Origin of the sequence: Burkholderia paludis (assembly GCF_000732615.1) — a bacterium.
GTDB lineage: Bacteria > Pseudomonadota > Gammaproteobacteria > Burkholderiales > Burkholderiaceae > Burkholderia > Burkholderia paludis.
Window position 1 is genome coordinate 1 of sequence record NZ_JPGL01000082.1, and the last position, 19,505, is coordinate 19,505.

Consider the following 19,505-nt stretch of genomic DNA (forward strand, 5'->3'; position numbering starts at 1 on the left):
GCCCCGGCCCCGGCCCCGGCGCGCGACGGCCGGCGGTGATTTCCGGCCGAGCTGTACTGCGTGGGCCTGTGTCTGTCGAGATTGACGCTATTTGGGAACGAATTCGGGCGGATTCCGGCATATCGCCGCGCATGCATGACCGAATCCGCCCGCCCGCGCCCGCCGGCCGCCGAATGGCAAGCGGCCGCGAGGCGCGATTTCGTTTCGATGTGTTTCAGTCGTTGCCGCGGCGCGCGACGCGCTTCGACAATATCTGCCTCAATCAACCGGGCACGAGGGAAACACATGAAGCAGATTCGCGCGACGGGCCGGTACCTGGCCTCGGCAGGCATCGCGCTCGGCCTCCTGGCGAGCGGCGCCGCGCACGCGCAGTTCGACCTGCGCTCGGTCGGCGCGGCGCTGCTCGACGGCGGGCAGCAGCAGGCGGCGTCCGGGCAGGGCGGCGTCGCGCAACTGCTGCAGGCGTACGTCGGCGCGAACCGCCAGGTGCTGGCCGGCCAGTCGTCGCTCGCGTCGGCGATGGGGCTCACCGGCGCCGCCGGGCAGGCGCAGCAGGCCGAGAGCGAGCTCGGCGGCGGCGCCGCGCTGACGCCGGCGGCGCTGTCGCAGATGGGCGGCGCGCAGCAATCGGTGTCGCAGGCGCTCGGCCAGGCGTTCGCGAGCGGCGGGGCGACCCACGGCCCGATCGACCGGCAGGCGTTCAGCGACGGCCTCGCGTCGCTCGGGCAGGGGCTCACGCAGTATTCGCAACTGCAGCCGGGGCTCGGCGAGCTCGGCTCGGCCCGCGCGGCGTCGCTGCTGCAGTCGGGCCTGACGGCGCAGAACGTGCAGGCCGCGTCGTATATCGCGCAAAGCGCGCCGGGCCAGTTGCAGTCGCTCGCGACAACGCTTAGTCAGGCCGTGCAGTTCGCGACGAGCCAGGGTATTCCGGTGCCGTCGGTCGCGTCGTCCGCGCTGAAGCTGCTGCCGTAACGTCACGCGAAGCCGTGCGCGGCGGGCCGCCGGCATCGCGCGCGACGCCCAACCTTCACCCCGTGCAACATGGGGGCGGCGCGCGATGCTATCGTGGCGTGTCCCTTATTTCGGTGCAGGTTCATGACTGACTCGTTCGACCTCTCGCGCTATTTCTCCCGCATCGGCTACGACGGCCCGGCCGAGCCCACGCTCGACGTGCTGCGCCGGCTGCATCTGCTGCACCCGCAGGCGATTCCGTTCGAAAACCTCAACCCGCTGACCGGTGCGCGCGTCGCGCTCGACCTGCCCGCAATCGTCGACAAGGTGCTCGCGCATCGCCGCGGCGGCTATTGTTTCGAACTCAACAAGCTGTTCTACGCCGCGCTCACGACGATCGGCTTTCGCGTGACGCCGCTGATCGCGCGCGTGCGCTGGATGCTGCCGCCGGAAGCGACGTCCGCGCATACGCACATGCTGCTGCGGGTCGACCTCGACGGCGCGGCGTGGCTCGCGGACATCGGCTTCGGCAGCGCGACGCTGACCGCGCCGCTGCGTTTCGTGCCGGACGAGCCGCAAGCGACGCCGCACGGCACGTTCCGCATCGCCGCCGCGCCGGTCGACGGCGAATTCGACGTGCAGCTCGAGACGCCCGACGGCTGGCAGACCACCTACCGCTTCCAGCCGAAGCGGGCCGAATGGATCGATTACGACGCCGCGAACTGGTTCACGTCGACGTATCCCCAATCGATCTTCCTGCACAACCTGATCGCGTGCCGCGTGCTGCCCGACGGCCGCGCCGCGTTGCGCAACACCACGCTGACGATTCGCGATGCGACGGGCGCCGGGCGCGCCGTCACGTTCGACGATGTGGCCGCGTGGGGCGCGTGCCTGCGCGATACGATCGGCGTCGACACGACGGGATTCGACCTCGACGCGCTGTTTGCGCGGCTGGCCGCGCGCGCCGCGACCTAGCGCGGACGTACGCGCGACGGTGGAGCACGGCCCGCGTGCGGGCGGTGCAGCTTCACGCCGTGCCGGCCCGGCTTGGCGTTGTGCATGACCGTCTTCGAAGTCGATCCGCTCGCGCGACAGGCCTGCAAACGGCGCGGCCCGATCGAGCGCGGCTTCGGCATGCCCGACCGGTTGCGGTTGACGCCGATGGATGTCGGCGCGAAGCGGTCGTGGCGCTTGCGCGCGAGGCGCGGCTTCGCGCAAGCCGGGCCGACGCCGGCGGCGCGAACTGACGCGCCGCTATTTCGCCGATCGCACCAACGGCCTGCGACCGCCGAACCACGCGGAAGCGCCGCCGGCCGCGGCGGTCCGAACCGTCGCCGTCACGCGCGTTCGAGCACGGCCATTTCCCGCACGACCACCAGCAGCACCGCGAGGCTTGCGCCGCCCGATGCGCGCAGGTCCGCGAGCAGGTGCGCGTAGCGGTCCAGCGCGGTTTCGCGGCGCGCGCGCCACGCGCCGACGATCGTGTCCGGCGCCGTCGAATCAGGCGATTCCGCGAGCGCGCTCGTCGTGAGCGTGCGCTTCAGGCGCGCGACTTCGGCGAGCGCGGCCGCGCGCGCCAGCATGTCCCAGTGCGTGGGCGTCGGCAGTGTCGCCGCGCGTTCGCCGATCCATCCGTAATTGAGCAGCGTGCCGAGCGAGAAATACACGCCAGCGACGAGTTCGAGGCTGCGGTTGCAGGTCGCGGCCACCTCGGCGATGTCGAGCAGCGCGGCCGAGAGGTCGCCGCTCGCGACGCGCAGCGCGAGCGCGCCGTCGACGCCGGCGTCGACCAGCACGCGCTGCCGCCCGGACAGCGCGTCGAGATCGTCGGCCGGCAGCAGCGACGGCAGTTGCGGCGCGAGCCGCTGCGCCGCTTCGCGGCAGCGCGCGATCAGCCCGGCGACGCCGCCGTCGGCCGCCGCGCCGGATTGCAGGTGCCGCAGGAACCACAGCGCCGCGCGCTCCAGCAGTTGGGCGACGTCGACGAACATGCGCGCCTGCACGTCGTCGGCGACGCGGTTGTCGAGCGCGTCGATGTCGCGCCACACCGCATCGAGGTCGAACACGTCGCGCGCCATGATGCAGGCGCGCACGATGTCGCCCGGTCGCGCATCGGTCTCCTCCATCAGCCGGTGCACGAACGCGCAGCCGACGCGGTTCACGAGCGCGTTGGTCAGGTGCGTCGCGAGTATCTCGCGGCGCAGCGGATGGCGGCGCATCGGTTCGCTGAAGCGCTGCTGCAGCGGCGTCGGGAAGTAGTCGACGAGCATCGCGGCCACCAGCGGATCCTCCGGCACGTCGGATTCGAGCAGCGCGTCGTACAGCCACATCTTGCTGTACGCGAGCAGCACCGCGCGTTCCGGCGACGTGAGGCCGAGCTTCGCGGCCTGGCGCTCGGCCAGCTCGTCGTCGGTCGGCAGGAATTCGATCACGCGGTTCAGGCGGCCCGCGCGTTCGAGCCAGCGCATCAGGCGCGCCTCGGTATCGAGCAGCGCGACCGAATGGCGGCCGGCGATCGACAGCGCCTGCGTCTGGTAGTAGTTGTCGCGCAGCACGAGCAGCCCGACTTCGTCGGTCATCTCCGCGAGCAGCGCGTTGCGCTGCTTCTCGGTCATCTCGCCGTCGGAGACGACGAGCCCGAGCAGGATCTTGATGTTGACTTCGTGATCCGAACAATCGACGCCCGCCGAGTTGTCGATCGCGTCGGTGTTGATGCGGCCGCCGCGCTGCGCGAACTCGATGCGGCCGAACTGCGTGCAGCCCAGGTTGCCGCCTTCGCCGACGACCTTGCAGCGCAGCTCCGCGCCGTTTACGCGCACCGCGTCGTTCGCGCGGTCGCCGACCTGAAGGTGGGTTTCGCGCGCGGCCTTCACGTAGGTGCCGATGCCGCCGTTGTACAGCAGGTCGACCGGCGCCTGCAGGATCGCGCGGATCAGCTCGGTCGGCGGCAGCGCATGCGCGTCGATGCCGAGCGCGGCCTGCACGGCCGGCGACAGCGGAATCGTCTTCGCGGTGCGCGGATACACGCCGCCGCCCGCCGAGATCGCGGCCGGATCGTAGTCGGCCCAGCTCGAGCGTTCGAGCGCGAACAGGCGCTCGCGCTCCGCGAAGCTCGTCGCGGGATCGGGGTTCGGATCGAGGAACACGTGCCGGTGATCGAACGCGGCGACGAGCCGGATATGCGGCGACAGCAGCATGCCGTTGCCGAACACGTCGCCCGACATGTCGCCGACGCCGACCACGGTGAAATCGGTCGTCTGCGTATCGATGCCCATTTCGCGGAAGTGCCGCTTCACCGATTCCCACGCGCCGCGCGCGGTGATCGCCATCTTCTTGTGGTCGTAGCCGACCGAGCCGCCGGACGCGAACGCGTCGTCGAGCCAGAAGCCGTATTCGCGCGAGATCGCGTTCGCGTAGTCGGAGAAGGTGGCCGTGCCCTTGTCGGCGGCGACGACCAGGTACGGATCGTCGGGGTCGTGGCGGACCACGCCGGGCGGCGGCACGATCGTGTTGCCGGCCAGGTTGTCGGTCAGGTCGAGCAGGCCGCGCAGGAAGGTCTGGTAGCACGCGATGCCTTCGCGCATCCACGCTTCGCGATCGCTCGGCGGCGGCGGGTTCTTCACGACGAAGCCGCCTTTCGAGCCGACCGGCACGATCACGACGTTCTTTACCATCTGCGCCTTCATCAGTCCGAGCACCTCGGTGCGGAAATCCTCGCGCCGGTCCGACCAGCGCAGGCCGCCGCGTGCGACGCGCCCGCCGCGCAGGTGCACGCCCTCGACGCGCGGCGAGTACACCCAGATCTCGAACATCGGCTTCGGTTCGGGCAGGCCCGGCACTTTCGCCGGGTCGAACTTGAACGACAGGTAGGGCTTCGATTCGCCGTTCGCATCGAGCAGGAAGTAGTTCGTGCGCTCGGTCGCGCTGATCACGCCGAGGAACTGCCGCAGGATGCGGTCCTCGTCGAGGTTCGGCACCTGGTCGAGCGCGCCCTCGATGGCCTTCAGCAGCCGCTCGGCCTGCACGTCGCGCGTGTCGCCGGTGGCCGGGTCGAAGCGCAGCAGGAACAGCGCGACGAGCTGCCGCGCGATCGCCGGGTTGCCGGTCAGCGCACGTTCGATATACGCGTCGCTGAAGGTCGAGCCGACCTGCCGTAGATACTTCGCATAGGCGCGCAGGATCGTCACTTCGCGCGCGCTCAGCTGCGCGCGCAGCACGAGCCGGTTGAAGTCGTCGTTCTCGATCCGGCCGCTCCAGATCCGGTCGAACGCATCCTCGAACAGGTCCTTCACGCGCTCGATGTCGAATTCGGTATCGTCGGCGAGTTCGAGGCCGAAGTCGTGCACCCACGCATGGGTGGCGTCCTGCGTCTGGATCCGGTAGGGCCGCTCCTCGTCGACGCGCACGCCGAGGTGTTCGAGCATCGGCAGGCTGCGCGACAGCGCGATCGGGTCGCCCGCGCGATACACCTTGAAGCGGAATGCGCGGGGCTCGGCCTCGATCGGCCGGTACAGGTTCATCGCGAGCTGGCCCGACGCCTTCACGCGCTCGATCAGCTCGATGTCGCGCACGGCGGTGCGCGCCGGATAGTCGTCGCGATAGCCGGCCGGGAACGAGTCGGCGTAGCGCTGCAGCAGGCGGTTGCCCTGCTCCTCGCCGAAGGTGTCGAGCAGCGCGCCGGCGAGATCGTCCTGCCAGCGGCGCGTCACCTGCACGAGCCGCGTTTCGAGCTCGCGCGTGTCGACGTCGGGCATCGTGCCCGGTTCCGCATGGACCACGAAATGAATGCGCGCGATCGCCGATTCCGACAGCAGCGGCGTGAATTCGACGTTCACGCCGTTGTATGCGTCGACCAGCAGCTTCGCGATGCGCCGGCGCAGGTCGGTGTTGTACTTGTCGCGCGGCACGAACACGAGGCACGACACGAAGCGGTCGAACCGGTCGCGCCGCACGAACAGCCGGGTGCGCTGGTGTTCCTGCAGCCGCAGGATGCCGAGCGCGATATCGTAGAGCTGGTCTTCGTCGGCCTGGAACAGCTCGTCGCGCGGATAGGTTTCGAGCACCGTCACGAGCGACTTGCCGAGATGCCCCTTCGGCAGGAAGCCCGCGCGCTGCACGATGTTCGCGCATTTGCGGCGCACGATCGGGATATCCGCATACGAGCCGAAATAGGCCGTCGACGTGTAGAGCCCGATGAAGCGGCGCTCGCCGGTGACCTTGCCGTCCGCGCCGACGAGTTTCACGCCGACGTAGTCGAGGTAGCCGGGCCGGTGCACGGTCGCGCGCGAATTCGCCTTGGTCAGGAAGATCGGCCACGCGCCGGTGATGATTGCGGCGGCGGCCGGCGGCAGCGGCGTGACGTCGGGCGCGCCCGACGTGCGCAGCGATTCGCGCAGGATGCCGAGGCCCGAGCCCTCGATGCCGCGCAGGCCGAAGCCCGTGCCGTCCGATACCAGCGCGTAGTCGCGCTGGCCGAGGAACGTGAAGTGATCGGCGGTCATCCATTCGAGGAACGCGCGCGCCTCGAGGTCTTCCGCGCTCGATTCGCGCGCCTTCATCTCCTTGATCGTCGCGCGGGCGATCTCGACGATGCCCGGCCAGTCTTCCACCGAGGCGCGCACGTCGCCGAGCACGCGCGCGATGTCGTCGCGCAGCGTGTCGAGCAGCGCGGCGTCGCCGCAGCGGTCGACTTCGAAATGGATGAACGAGGCAAGCCGCGACTGGCCGTCGCCGGGCGTCGCGCCGCCCGCGTCGACGCGCTCGATGCCGCCGCCCGCGCCGCGCCAGATGCGGAACACCGGGTGCAGCGCCGAATGCAGCGCGAGCCCGAGACGGTTGACGGCCATCGTCACCGAGTCGACGAGGAACGGCATGTCGTCGTTGACGATCTCGATCACCGTATGGTCGGAGTGCCAGCCGTGCTGTTCGAGGATCGGGTTGTACACGCGCAGCCGTTCGCTGCCGGGGACGAATTTCTGGGCGGTTTGCCAGTGCGCCATCGCGGCGCCGTAGAGATCGGCGATGCTGCGGTCCTGCAGATCGTCGGCGTCGACGAAATCGTAGTAGTGACGCAGGAACGGTTCGACGATCCGGAACGTGGTTTCGGGCAGACGCCCGCGTGCGAATTCGACGACGTCGGAGAGCAGGTGTGCGACGACTTCCTCGTTCTTCGCTTCCATGGCGGTCTCCTCGTCGGGTGGCCATCGGCTGCTGCGTCTGTCGGGCATTATGCGCCGATTGCGCGACAAAGCGATGTGCGGGGCACCACGAGGGCGGCACGGCGAGCCCGTATGCAGCGCCTGTCGCGGGCGCCGCGGCGCATGCCCCGGCGCAGGGCCGGGGGCGTCGCGGCGACGCCGCCCGGGGCGTTCAGCGCTCGTCGCTCCACAGCTTGCCGGCCGTCGCCCAGTTCTCCTTCTTTACGTCGGTGAGAATGATGTCGACCGAGCCCGGCGCGCAGCCGAGCGTCTCGCACGTGACGCGCGTGATGGCCTCGACGAAGGCGCGCTTCTGGTCGACGGTGCGGCCTTCGAACAGCTGGATATTGAAAGTCGGCATGGCAATGCTCCGGTTGGGGTTGAAGGATTCGGCGGGAGGTGGATCGCGGCGTCAGTCGCGATAGGACGGATCGAGCCGGTCGAGCCGGCGCAGCAGCGCCGGCCATTCCAGTTCGCCTTCGATCGCGCCCCCGTCGCGCAGTTGTTCGGCCGTGCGCCGCGCGACGGCGGGCTCGGGCAGCACGAGGGGCCCGCCGCCTGCCTGCGCGCGGATCTGGATGTCGCACGCCTTGATCAGCGTATCCATCAGCACATAGGCTTCGGCCACGGTGCGGCCGACCGTCAGCGTACCGTGGTTGCGCAGCAGCATCGCGGATTGCGCGCCGAGGCTCGCCGTCAGCCGCGCGCCTTCGGCCGGCGAGAACGCGAGCGCTTCGTAGTCGTGGTACGCGAGGTCGCCGTGAAACCGCAGCGCGTGCTGCGACGCGGGCAGCAAGCCGTCGCGCTGGATCGACACGGCGATGCCGGCGGTATTGTGCAGATGCATCACGCACACGGCGTCGGCGCGGGCGGCGTGAATGGCCGCGTGCAGCGCGAAGCCCGTCACGTTCACCGCATGGTCGCCGTCGCCGATGCGGTTGCCGGCCAGGTCGATCTTCACGAGGTTCGATGCGCGGACCTCGTCGAACGCGAGACCGAACGGGTTGATCAGAAAGTGGCCGGGCTCGCCGGGCACGGTCGCGGAGAGGTGCGTGTAGATCAGGTCGTCCCAGCCGTTCAGCGCGACGAGCCGATAGGCGGCGGCGAGATCGACGCGCAGCCGGCGCTCGGCGTCCGAGACCAGGCCGCCGGGTTTCACGGTGTCAGGACGGTGTGCGAATGACGACATCGGGTTCTCCGAGGGTGAAGCGGCGCGCGACGGCGACGGTTAGCCACGACGCGAGCGCGAACGGGGCCGTGAACGCGGGGATGCCCGCGCGCGTCGCGAGCCACTGGATCAGGGCGGCGAGCGCGGCGGCCGTGAACGCCGCGCGCGGGCCGCGCGCACTCAGCGCGAGTGCGGCGAGCGCGCCGTTGAAGCCGAGCAGCCCGCCGGCGAACGACGGGTCGTTCGCGCCGAGCGCGACCAGCAGCACGGTCGACACGAGCGCGCCGCCAAGCGCGATCGCGGCCGCGCGGCGCGATGCGGCGGCGATGCCCGCGACGATCAGCGCGCCGGCCCATGCGCCTTGCGCGAAGGTGGTCTGCGCGACGCCCGACAGCAGCGCGTCGGCCGCGGCAGCCGGCGTCAGCTCGGGCCCGGCCGTCACGCCGCCGGCATGCTGCAGCGCGACAAACGGCAGCCACAGCGCGGTGACGGCGAGGCAGGGGCTCGAATACGGGCATTGGCGCCAATGGGCGAGCGGCCCCCGCATCGCGCGCTGCACCAGAGCCGCGCCGATCGCGGCCGGCACGACCAGCACGACGGCGGTGAGCGCGGCGGGCGCGTACAGCACGACGATCAGCGCGGCGAGCGCGCCGTTGAAGCCGTGCAACCCCTGTTCGACGTCGCGGCGTTCGGCGCCGGTCAGCACGGCGGTCATGCTGGCGGCGGCGGAGCCGACCAGCGCCGCGCTCGCGAGCCGCAGGTCGGTCAGCGCCAGCGCGGCGAGCAGCAGCGCGCCGGTGAGTGCATTCGCCTGCAGGACGATCTGCCCGAGGCCGCGCAGCAGGATGCGCAGGTCGACGGACGGCGGGGCGGAGCGGGCGGTAGGCATGGCGGCGACGAAACAGGACGAGCCGCGAGCATAGGACACAAAACCATGCACCGGAATAGGGAATCCTGGATAGTCGGGATTTGTCTCCGGTGCGCCGGATGGGGGCATGCGGATGCGGGAGGCCGCGTCGGCGTTGCCGGCGCCTGGCCGGTTAGATCTCCGAATCGGCCCGATCGCCGGTCTTTTCGCGCCAGTGTGCGCCGGTCAGCCGTTTCGTTCGGCAATCTGTGCGACGATGCCCCGCATCGGGGCAACCAGGAGACGAAACGATGCGTGAAGTGCGGTGGGCGTCGCTCGAGGGCGACGGAGTCGAACATCTGACGTTCGACCGGAGCGGCGACGGGATCGTCGTCGAAAGCGCGGTGGTCGGCCAGCGATACGGCCGCGGATACGGGCTCGCGTATCGCGTCGAGTGCGATCCGCACTGGCGCGTGACGCGTGCGGTGCTCAAGGTGATGGGCGGCGGCACGCTCGAACTGCGCGGCGACGGCGCCGGCCACTGGCGCGACGGCGCGGGCCTCGCGCTGCCGGAGCTCGACGGCTGCATCGACATCGACATCGCGGCGACGCCGTTCACGAATTCGCTGCCGATCGGCCGCCTCGGGCTCGCGCGCGGGGAGCGGCGGCCGATCGACGTCGTGTACATCTCGACGCCGGACCTGAAGGTCGCGCCGGTCAGGCAGGCCTACACGTGCATCGAGCCGGGCCGGCGCTACCGCTACGAAGGGATCTTCCGCGATTTCACGGCCGAGATGGATATCGACGACGACGGGCTCGTCGTCGATTACGAGACGCTGTTCAGACGCCTGCCCGCGCCGACGGAAGGCTGAACCCGGGCCGCGGCGGGGGCGGCGGCCGGCCGCGCGTGCGCGGACGCGAAGCGGTCGATCCGCGCCGCGATCAGGTCGGGGTGGCGCAGCACGATCCAGTGCGTGCCGTCGATTTCCTCGCGCACGTGCTCGCCGAGCCAGCGGTCGAGGTCGACCGACATCTCGGGCGTCACGTAGCGATCGCGCACCGGCACCAGCAACTGCACCGGCGCCTGCGCGTATCGCTCGCGCGGCTTGCGCGCCCGCGCGAGGAAGTTCGCGCGGTAGAGCTGCATGCCGTTCAGCGCATTCTTCAGTTGTACGGGATCGCGCTCGGCGCGCACGCGTTCGGTGAGCTGCAGCCAGCGCGGCCACAAGGCCGCGCCGCCGAGACGCCACACCAGCGACGGCACGAGCGGCAGGTGGAAGAACGCGATGTACCACGACTTCAGGCTCTGCCTGAGCCGCATCTTCGCGCGAAACACGTGATCGAGGCACGGGCCGGAGATCGACGTGTACGACGCGATCCGGCCGCGGAACGCGGGGTCGGTCACGGCTTCCCAGCACTGGATCGAGCCCCAGTCGTGGCCGACGAGGTGGAACGGCTGGTCGCCGCAGGTCGCGTCGGCCACCGCCTTCAGGTCGTCGGCGAGGCGCGCGAGCGTGTAGTCGGCGCGGCGGCGCGGCGCGTCGGACGCGCCGGCGCCGCGCACGTCGTAGGCGATCACGCGGTAGCGCTTCGCGAGCCGCGCGCGGATCGGCGCCCACACGGCCGCCGAATCGGGGTAGCCGTGCACGAGGATCAGCGGCGGCGCGCGACGCGGCCCGCTGACGTAGACGGCGAGTTTCACGTCGCCGGACGGGACGGTCAGCATCGCGTGGGGGCGCGTCATGGCGTCATGCCTGCGCAACCGGGTGCAGCGGCACGCGGCGCGGGGCCGCCTGCGCCGCATAGCGCGCGTTGGTCGCGTCGATGTTCGCGAGCAGCGTGTCGAGCCCCTGCAGGTACTGGTGGTTGTCGTGATCCCACGGGTGGAAGCCCGGGCGGAAGTAGTCGAGCCATTCGCGCGCGATGCTCGGGAACACCCCGTGCTTCGGGCCGTACAGGTACTTCACGAGGCGCCACATGCCGCCGAACCGGCCGTGTTCGCGACGGTGCGCGCGCATGAGGCGCACGTGGAAGTCGAACACGATCAGCCAGAAGAACACGGTCGTCGTCAGCATCGTGCCCGTGCGCAGCAGGTAGCTGCCGAGACCCGGCTTCATCACGGTGGTCCATACGTCGTACGACACCGCCTTGTGCTCGGTTTCCTCCATCGCGTGCCACATCCACATCTGCTGGTAGCCTTCCACCGATCCGTCGATGCGGTGCTCGTGACCCGACAGCAGCTGGTTCGCGAGGATCGCCGTGTAGTGCTCGAGCGCGATCGTGATCGCGAGCTGCATCGAGTGCGGCAGCACCTTCTTGAACCAGCCGAGGATCGTCCAGAGGCGCTTGTCGAGCTTGTGCGCGGGCAGGCCCGACGCCTGCAGCAGGTCGTTGTATTCGATGTGCTCGCGGGTGTGCATCGCTTCCTGCCCGATGAAGCCGAGCACCTGCTTCTTCAGTTCGGGGTCCTCGATCCGGTCGCGGTAGTTGCGCACCGAATCCATGAAGAAGCGTTCGCCGGCCGGGAACAGCAGCGACAGCGCGTTCATGAAGTGCGTGACCGGCACGCCCTGCACGTGCCAGTCGCGCGCGCGTTCGGGGGGCAGCGCGAAACGGATGTCGCGCCGCACGGGCATCATGTTGGGGGTCGTCACGATTGTTCTCCTCCCTGGTTGCCTGCATTGTTGTAGGTGGCGTGCAGCGGGGCGGGCGCCGGCGTGCCGCGCGCGGCGTGGCGGCGGGCCTTCGCGGCCTCGCGGCGCGTCGCGAGCACGACGAGCGCCTGGTACGCGGCCGGCAGGATGCGCGCCATCCAGTCCGCCCCCTTCGCGTCGCGGCCGATCAGCACGCGGCGCTTGTTCCTGCGCACGCCGGCGAGGATCGTGCGCGCGGCGTCGTCGGCGGTCGTGATGAAGAACTTCTCGAAGCTGTCCTTGCCCTGCTGTTCGCTCTCGACGATGAAGCCGACCATGTTCTTCGCGACGCGGCTCGATTGCGCGATGTTCGTGCGGATGCCGCCCGGATGCACGCAGGTGGCCGACACGCCGCACTTCATCATGTCGAGTTCCTGGCGCAGCGATTCGGTGAAGCCGCGCACCGCGAACTTGGTCGCGTTGTAGCCGCTCATGCCCGGCTGCGCGAAGATCCCGAAGATGCTCGACGTGTTGATCACGTGGCCTTCGCCCGAGGCTTTCAGGTGCGGCAGGAACGCCTTCGTGCCGTGCACGACGCCCCAGAAGTTGATGTTCACGATCCACTCGAGATCGCTGTATTCCATCCCCTCGATCGTGCTCGACAGCGCGACGCCCGCGTTGTTGAAGATCAGGTTGACCTTGCCGTGTTCCCGCGCGGTCTCGTCGGCCCACGCGAACATCACGTCGCGGTCGCCGACGTCGAGCACGCGCGTCGACACGCGCACGTTCGGCGCGATCGCGCGGACGATCCGTTCGGTTTCCGCCAGACCGACGCCGTTCTTGTCGGCGAGCGATACGTGGCAGCCGGCCTGCGCGAGCTGGATCGCGAGCGAGCGGCCCATGCCCGAGCCCGCGCCCGTGATCGCGGCGACCTTGTTGGCGAAATCTCTCATGTCGGTTGCTCCTTGTCTGGCTCAGGCCGCTTCGGCGGAAGTGGAGGCGGAAGCGGCGGGCGCGGCGACGGGCCGCGCGGCCGTGTCGTGCGGGGCGCGATACGCGTGGTAATCGGCGATCGAGAAATGCGCGGTCGCCTGGCGGAAACGCCACGTGAAGCCCGGCCACAGCGTCGTGTTCTTGCCGGTGCGCGGATCGAGGTACCAGCTCTTGCAGCCGCCCGTCGACCAGATCGCCTTTTTCAGCTTGCCCTGCAGGTCGCTGTTGAACTGCGCCTCGACGAGCGGGCGCACCTCGATCGCATCCGCGCGCTCGCGGCGCATCGCCCGCAGCGCACCGAGGATGTATTCGATCTGCGACTCGATCATGAACACCATCGAGTTGTGGCCGAGGCCCGTGTTCGGGCCGACGATCATGAAGAGGTTCGGGTAGCCGGGCAGCGTCGAGCCGAGATACGCGTGTGCGCCGTCGCGCCAGGCGTCGACGATGTCGAGCCCGCCGCGCCCGACGATCGCGCCGCGCGGGAACGGATCGGCGACCTGGAAGCCGGTGCCGTAGATCAGGCAGTCGACTTCATGACGCCGGCCGTCGGTCGTCACGACCGCGTCGGCCTCGATATGGTCGATGCCGGTGGTGATCACGTCGACGTTCTTGCGCGACAGCGCGGGGTAGTAGTCGTTCGAGATCAGCACGCGCTTGCAGCCGAGCGTGTAGTCCGGCGTGACGGCCCGGCGCAGTTCCGGATCCGGAATCTGCTTGCGGATGTGGCGCAGCGCGAGCTTCTGCACGTTCTTCATCAGCGAAGGATGGATCGCGAAGCCGAGCACGCGCGATTCGAGCATCCAGTAGATGCTGCTGCGCACGACCTTCTGCGTGAACGGCAGCGTGCGGAACAGCCATTTCTCGAGCCCGGTCAGGTTGCGGTCGGGCTTCGGCATGATCCACGGCGGCGTGCGCTGGAACAGCGCGAGCGTCTTCACGCGGGGCGCGATCTGCGGCACGAACTGGATCGCGCTCGCACCGGTGCCGATCACCGCGACGCGCTTGCCTTCGAGCGCGTAGTCGTGATCCCACTGCTGGGAATGGAACGCGCGGCCCTTGAAATGCTCGACGCCGGGAATCGACGGCAGCGCGGCGCGCGACAGGCCGCCCATCCCCGACACCAGCACGCGCGCGGACAGCCGCTTGCCGTTCGCGAACGTGAGGCGCCAGCGCTGCGCGGCCTCGTCGTACTCGGCGCGCTGCAGTTCGTGGTTCAGGCGCAGGTGCGCGCCGATCCCGAAGCGCTGCACGCAGTCTTCCAGGTAGGCGCGGATCTCCGGTTGCGGCGCGAACATGCGCGTCCAGCGCGGGTTCGGCGCGAACGAGAACGAGTAGACGTGCGATTGCACGTCGCATGCACACCCGGGGTAATGATTGTCGCGCCACGTGCCGCCGACCGACGCGGCCTTCTCCAGGACGACGAAGTCGGTCACGCCTGTCTGACGCAGGCGGATCGCCATCCCGAGGCCGGCGAAGCCGGTGCCGATGATGGCGATGTCGATGGTTTCGTCCAGGCCGTCGTGGCCGGGCGGACCGAAAGGCAACGTGCGAGCATTCATCCGGGTGTCTCCGATTTGGCTCATTTTTTAATGTTACATTGGTTGATGTAACGATAGTGGGTGAACCCGGAAACCGCAAGAGGCTAGAAGCGGTGCTCTAAGGGCCGGAAGCCAGGCGGGGAAAGGCTGAGCGGGGTTTGGAACGGGCCGGTTTCCGCATCGCGGGATGCGCGGGAAGGGCCGTCTACAGGGCGAGAGCGGGAGCGGACCAGGCCGCCGGCGCGCGGCGGCCTGTTTGAAACGGTATCAGGGACGGATCGCCTGGGCAGCGGTCTCATGGAAAACCCCGGCGACGATCGTGACCTGGGCGAGCGCATAGAGGCCCCAGATCAGGTAGTCGATACCGGGAAAGCCGCCGAGGAAGCGGCCGACGCCGATCAGCGTGTCGGAGCCGACGAAGATCAGGCTGCCGACGGCCACCAGCGGGCCGCGCGTGCGGGCCGCGAGCGCGAAGCTCGCCATCGCGCACAGCACGAGCATGTAGACGGCGACCGGCGCGAGCAGCGGGCCGAGGTGCGGCAGGAAGGCCAGATAGAACGCCGGCGCGGCGATCCACAGCCCGACGAGCGCGACGACGCGCCAGCCGTGCGGCCGCGCGCGCCAGCGCATGAAGATCGCGCAGTAGCACAGGTGCGTGAGCAGGAACGCGCCGAGGCCGAGGACGAACGACAGCGGCCAGTCGGGCAGCGCGAGCAGCACGTCGCCGAGCACCGCCGTCACGAGCGCCGCGCACAGCCACGTGCGTTCGCGCGCCGCGCCGCAGGCGCTGCCCGCCGCGAGCAGCAGGATGCCCATCGCGGCTTTTGCGGCGGCCTGGCCGGGATAGGGCGCCGCGGCGAGCGAGAGCCCGTACAGCAGCGCGGCGACGACGGCGAGCGGCCAGAGCCGGCGGTAGGGAGCGGGATGCGTGGCGATCAAGGCGGGTGTCTCCGGATTGTTGTCGTGTGTTCTGCGGCTGACGGCGCGCCGTCGGCGGCGCGGCTGCGGCCATTATCCGGAAGAAAGGGCGCGCGGAAACCGGCGAATCCTTCTAGCGCGCGTTCGCGCCCCGGGCGCGGCGGTGCGTTGCGGGCGGGCGTTGCCGATGCGTCTGCCCCGGCCGAACCGGGGCAACGCCGCCATTTCGGCTTGCTATCATCGCCGCGTATCGACGTTGTTCCGCCCGGCCGCGCTACAGGGTTCGCAGGCCGGCGCGGCGGCCGCGCCCGGTCACGGCGTGCCGCCGCGTATTCAATGAATCCGTGCCGGTCCGGCCCGCGCATCCGGCGCGGCGGCGGGCCGGCTCCCCAACGAATACAGGTTCGACATGACCGAACTGCTTCACGGCGACGGCGCGATCCGTCGCACGACGCCATACGGCTCCTCGATCGAAAACACCTATGCGGGCGTGCTGTCGTTCATGCGTCGCAATTATTCGCGCGCGCTCGACGGCGTCGATGTCGCGATCTCCGGCGTGCCGCTCGATCTCGCGACGACCTACCGCTCCGGCGCGCGGCTCGGCCCGGCCGCGATTCGCGCGGCGAGCGTGCAGCTCGCCGAGCTCAACCCGTATCCGTGGGGTTTCAACCCGTTCGACGATCTCGCGGCCGTCGATTACGGCGATTGCTGGTTCGACGCGCACAACCCGCTGACGATCAAGCCCGCGATCGTCGAGCATGCGCGCACGATCCTGCGCTCGGGCGCGAAGATGCTGACGCTCGGCGGCGACCACTACATCACGTATCCGCTGCTGGTCGCGCACGCGGAGCGCTACGGCAGGCCGCTGTCGCTGATCCATTTCGACGCGCATTGCGACACATGGGCCGACGACGATCCGGACAGCCTCAATCACGGCACGATGTTCTACAAGGCGGTGAAGGAAGGGCTGATCGATCCCGCGACGTCGGTGCAGGTGGGCATCCGGACGTGGAACGACGATTTTCTCGGCATCGAGCGGCTGGACGCGGCGTGGGTGCACGACCACGGCGCGCGCGCGGCGGTCGAGCGGATCGTCGATATCGTCGGCGCGCGGCCCGCGTATCTGACGTTCGATATCGACTGCCTCGATCCGGCGTTCGCGCCGGGTACGGGGACGCCGGTGGCGGGCGGGTTGTCGTCCGCGCAGGCGCTCGCGATCGTGCGCGCGCTCGGCGCGGTGAACCTGGTCGGCGCGGACGTGGTCGAGGTCGCGCCCGCGTACGACCACGCGGACATCACGGCGATCGCCGCCGCGCATGTCGCGTGCGACCTGCTGTGCCTGTGGCGGCAGAGGAAAGTGGCGGGGGCGCGGAAGTAAGCGGGCTCGCGCGTGCCGCGTGCCGGCATCGTCTGGAATGCTATCGACGCCTGAAAAAAGCGGTGAGCATGTCGTCGTCCGGCGCCGCACGCGGCGATGTCTGCCGCTTGCCGGATCGTCCGCGCGGCTGCGGGCGACCCGGCCCGGCGTCGTTGCCTTCGGGGCGCGCACCCGTATAGACCGCGCGCGGCCTGATGAGATCGGCCTGCTCGCGCTGCTCCAGCCCGTGCGCGATCCAGCCGATCGAGCGGCCCAGTGCGAACAGGCCGAACGCGGCGCCGACGGGAAGGCGCAAGTGCCGACGCAACGCCGCCAGCGCGAGATCCACTGACGGCTTCTGGCCGACCAGCGCGCTTCCGGCATCGATCATCCGTTTCCACTGAGGATGACGCGGCAGCATGCGCGACAACAGGTACGTCGCGCGCACGTCGCCGTCGGGGTAGAGCGAATGTCCGAAGCCCGGCAAGCCGTCCCCCCTGGCGAGCCGCTCGCGCATTTTCTGTTCGATATCCTTACTGCCGAGTTCGTCCCACAGCGCTTCGACGCGCGCGGTGGTGGCGCCGTGCCGCTCGCCCGACAGGCCGGCGAGGCCGCCGACCACGACGGCCCGCACGCTGGCGTTCGTCGAGGCGATGCATCGGCCCGTGAAGCTCGATGCGTTCAGTTCGTGGTCCGCGCACAGCACGAGCGCCATCCTGATCAGCTCGGCGCCCGCGGGCCCCACGCCCCAGGCCCGCGCGCATTGCACATGGATGGGCGCCGTATCGATCCGGGTGCGCAGCAGGCATGCGGCGAGGATGCGGACCAGGTCGCCGCAGCCCTGCGCCTGGCGATCGGCCGCCTGTTGCCAGATCGCCGTGGGCGCGTCCTCGCTTGCGACCGCGAAGAGCGGCAGCAGCGCCTGTTCGGCGCGCTGGCCGGCGTAGTGCCGGAACAGCGTGCGTAGCACCGCGGGCGTAGCGGGCACGCGACGGCCGAACGCGGCGCCTTCGTCGCAGCGCCACAGCAGCGCGGCCACTTCCTCGAGGCTCGCCCGGGCCGCGAGATCGAGCGCATCCACCCCGCGATAGAACAGCCGGCCGCCGTCGATCAGCGTGATGCCCGATTCGAGCACGGGAGCGCCCCAGTGCAGCGCGGCCTTCGCGACTTCCTTCGGCTTGCGGCCCCGTGCGCGCTGGCCCGCGAGCCGGTCGACGTCGGCCGCGAGGTAGCGGCTTTCGCGCTGGCTGCCGCCGGGTTCCGCACGCAGCAGGCCGCGGCTGACATACGCATAAAGGGTTTGCCGCGAGACGCCGAGCCGGGCGGCGGCTTCGGTCGAATTCAGGTAGTTCGACATCGTGCGCGGAGGGAGTCGTTCGACAGGTTGATCAGGATAATCAACGTTGACAATAAAGGCGAGCGAGACGATCTTTGCCGCACCTAATTCGTGCGAGGCAAACATGTCGGTCGATCGATTGTCGCGGGAGCCGGCCACGGCCGGTGAAGATCGGGTGGCGCGCCATCTGCGGGATTTCTGGCTGGCGGCGGGCGGGCCCGAGGCGTACCTCGACGCATGCGGTTTCAGCGGATCGGGAGAGCTGATCTCCGCGTTTCACGTCACCGACCTGGCCGCCGCGGCGATCGGTGCGGCGGGAACGGCGGTGGCCGAATTGCTGCATGCGTCGTCCGGAACGTTGCCGGCGGTTCGGGTCGACCGGCGCATGGCGTCGCTGTGGTTCGGCACGTCGCTGCGGCCGCAGGGCTGGACGATGCCGCCTCTATGGGATCCGGTGGCCGGCAACTATCGGGCGCGCGATCGCTGGATCAGGCTGCACACCAATGCGCCGCATCACCGGCTGGCCGCGTTGTCCGTGCTGGACTGCGCCGCCGACGCGCAATCGGTCGCGCAAGCGGTGAGCCGCTGGGACGCCGGTGCGCTCGAAACGGCGATCGTCGAACGCGGCGGGTGTGCCGCCGCGATGTACTCGGCGCAGGAATGGGCCGGGCATCCGCAGGGCAAGGCGGTCGCCACCGAACCGCTGCTGCACGTCCATGCCGCGACCGACGGCGTCGCGCATGCGTGGCGGCCGGCGGGGGACCGGCCGTTGCGCGGCATTCGCGTGCTCGATCTGACGCGCATTCTCGCCGGCCCCGTGGCGACGCGATTTCTCGCGGGCCTGGGCGCCGACGTGCTGCGCATCGATCCGTACGGCTGGGAGGAGCCGGGCGTCGTGCCCGAAGTCGTCCTCGGCAAGCGGTGCGCGCGGCTGAACCTGAAGGAGGCCGGGGATCTCGATACGCTCAGGCAGTTGCTGCGCGACGCGGATATCGTCGTCCACGGTTACCGGGCGGATGCGCTGGCGCGCCTCGGTCTCGACGCCGCGCAACGGCGCGCGCTGAATCCCGCGCTGATCGACGTGTCGCTCGACGCGTACGGCTGGACCGGCGCGTGGCGTTGCCGGCGCGGCTTCGACACCCTCATTCAAATGAGCACGGGGATCGCCGAGGCGGGCATGCGCGCCGCGGGGCGTGACGAACCGCTGAACCTGCCCGTCCAGGCCGTCGATCATGCGACGGGCTACCTGATGGCGACGGCCGCCATTCGCGGGCTGACGACGCGCATGCGGGAAGGCGTCGGCACCGAAGTCCGCGCGTCGCTGGCGCGCACGGCGGCCGTGCTGGAACGGCGGTCGTCGCCCATCGGCGAAGTGGTCGCGCTGGCGGCCGAAGGCCCGCAGGATCGCGCGGAGCCTGTCGAGCCGACGTCGTGGGGGCCCGCGACCCGGCTGCATTCTCCCGTGCGGATCGATGGCGCGCCGCTGCGTTGGTTCCATTCGGCCCGCGCACTGGGCGCATTCGAACCCGAGTGGTTGCCGTCGAACGAGCGGCTTTGAGGAGGC

15 protein-coding genes are annotated in these 19,505 nt (G+C 70.0%); 5 read left to right on the top strand and 10 right to left on the bottom strand.

The features are described from left to right. The first annotated feature begins 285 nt into the window (after positions 1-285). Together GQ56_RS0135045 and GQ56_RS0135050 are read left to right on the top strand one after the other, a co-directional pair. Complete coding sequence (locus GQ56_RS0135045) at positions 286-972, top strand: hypothetical protein (protein WP_031403081.1); 687 nt, start codon at positions 286-288, stop codon at positions 970-972. Positions 973-1,095: 123 nt separating this feature from the next. Beyond that, the gene (locus tag GQ56_RS0135050; protein WP_031403082.1) at positions 1,096-1,926 is read left to right on the top strand and encodes an arylamine N-acetyltransferase family protein; all 831 of its coding nucleotides are present in this window, start codon (positions 1,096-1,098) and stop codon (positions 1,924-1,926) included. Positions 1,927-2,288: 362 nt separating this feature from the next. On the opposite strand, the gene GQ56_RS0135060 is transcribed toward GQ56_RS0135050, so the two are convergent. The 4 genes from GQ56_RS0135060 to GQ56_RS0135075 all read right to left on the bottom strand — a co-directional run bounded on the left by GQ56_RS0135060 (position 2,289) and on the right by GQ56_RS0135075 (position 9,205). Then, entirely contained in the window at positions 2,289-7,130 is a 4,842-nt protein-coding gene (locus GQ56_RS0135060) for an NAD-glutamate dehydrogenase (protein WP_031403083.1), read from the bottom strand. Between the two features lie 190 nt (positions 7,131-7,320). Further along, a complete protein-coding gene (locus tag GQ56_RS0135065; RefSeq protein WP_006487223.1) occupies positions 7,321-7,509 on the bottom strand; it encodes a 4-oxalocrotonate tautomerase in 189 nt (62 codons plus the stop codon). Positions 7,510-7,560: 51 nt separating this feature from the next. Continuing rightward, the gene (locus GQ56_RS0135070; RefSeq protein ID WP_031403084.1) at positions 7,561-8,337 is read right to left on the bottom strand and encodes a class II aldolase/adducin family protein; all 777 of its coding nucleotides are present in this window, start codon (positions 8,335-8,337) and stop codon (positions 7,561-7,563) included. Then, positions 8,312-9,205 carry an urea transporter gene (locus GQ56_RS0135075; protein WP_031403085.1) on the bottom strand — a complete coding sequence of 298 codons (894 nt, stop codon included), beginning with the start codon at positions 9,203-9,205 and terminating at the stop codon, positions 8,312-8,314. The genes GQ56_RS0135070 and GQ56_RS0135075 overlap by 26 nt, the downstream gene beginning before the upstream one ends. A gap of 269 nt (positions 9,206-9,474) precedes the next feature. Between GQ56_RS0135075 and GQ56_RS0135080 the strand changes: the two genes are divergently transcribed. Beyond that, a complete protein-coding gene (locus GQ56_RS0135080) occupies positions 9,475-10,035 on the top strand; it encodes a putative glycolipid-binding domain-containing protein (protein ID WP_031403086.1) in 561 nt (186 codons plus the stop codon). On the opposite strand, the gene GQ56_RS0135085 is transcribed toward GQ56_RS0135080, so the two are convergent. The 5 genes from GQ56_RS0135085 to GQ56_RS0135105 form a co-directional block, all read right to left on the bottom strand. Then, the gene (locus GQ56_RS0135085; protein WP_031403087.1) at positions 9,990-10,907 is read right to left on the bottom strand and encodes an alpha/beta fold hydrolase; all 918 of its coding nucleotides are present in this window, start codon (positions 10,905-10,907) and stop codon (positions 9,990-9,992) included. The two genes, GQ56_RS0135080 and GQ56_RS0135085, sit on opposite strands and share 46 nt — an antisense overlap. Positions 10,908-10,911: 4 nt before the next feature. After that, on the bottom strand, positions 10,912-11,817 hold the full coding sequence (locus tag GQ56_RS0135090; RefSeq protein ID WP_031403088.1) for a metal-dependent hydrolase: 906 nt from the start codon (positions 11,815-11,817) through the stop codon (positions 10,912-10,914). Beyond that, positions 11,814-12,749 carry an SDR family NAD(P)-dependent oxidoreductase gene (locus GQ56_RS0135095; protein ID WP_031403089.1) on the bottom strand — a complete coding sequence of 312 codons (936 nt, stop codon included), beginning with the start codon at positions 12,747-12,749 and terminating at the stop codon, positions 11,814-11,816. Before GQ56_RS0135095 ends, GQ56_RS0135090 begins: the two co-directional genes overlap by 4 nt. 21 nt (positions 12,750-12,770) lie before the next feature. Then, positions 12,771-14,351, bottom strand: coding sequence for a flavin-containing monooxygenase (locus GQ56_RS0135100; protein WP_031403090.1), 1,581 nt, complete (start codon positions 14,349-14,351; stop codon positions 12,771-12,773). A gap of 246 nt (positions 14,352-14,597) precedes the next feature. Then, positions 14,598-15,269, bottom strand: a complete 672-nt coding sequence (locus GQ56_RS0135105; RefSeq protein ID WP_031403091.1) for a lysoplasmalogenase — start codon at positions 15,267-15,269, stop codon at positions 14,598-14,600. A 388-nt stretch (positions 15,270-15,657) separates the two neighbouring features. Between GQ56_RS0135105 and speB the strand changes: the two genes are divergently transcribed. Further along, positions 15,658-16,626 carry an agmatinase gene (speB, locus tag GQ56_RS0135110; protein WP_031403092.1) on the top strand — a complete coding sequence of 323 codons (969 nt, stop codon included), beginning with the start codon at positions 15,658-15,660 and terminating at the stop codon, positions 16,624-16,626. 40 nt (positions 16,627-16,666) lie between these two features. On the opposite strand, the gene GQ56_RS0135115 is transcribed toward speB, so the two are convergent. Further along, complete coding sequence (locus GQ56_RS0135115; RefSeq protein ID WP_031403093.1) at positions 16,667-17,962, bottom strand: citrate synthase family protein; 1,296 nt, start codon at positions 17,960-17,962, stop codon at positions 16,667-16,669. Between the two features lie 103 nt (positions 17,963-18,065). Here GQ56_RS0135115 and GQ56_RS0135120 point away from each other — a divergent pair, with 103 nt between their 5' ends. Then, complete coding sequence (locus GQ56_RS0135120) at positions 18,066-19,499, top strand: CoA transferase (RefSeq protein WP_052007397.1); 1,434 nt, start codon at positions 18,066-18,068, stop codon at positions 19,497-19,499. The last annotated feature ends 6 nt before the right edge of the window (positions 19,500-19,505 follow it).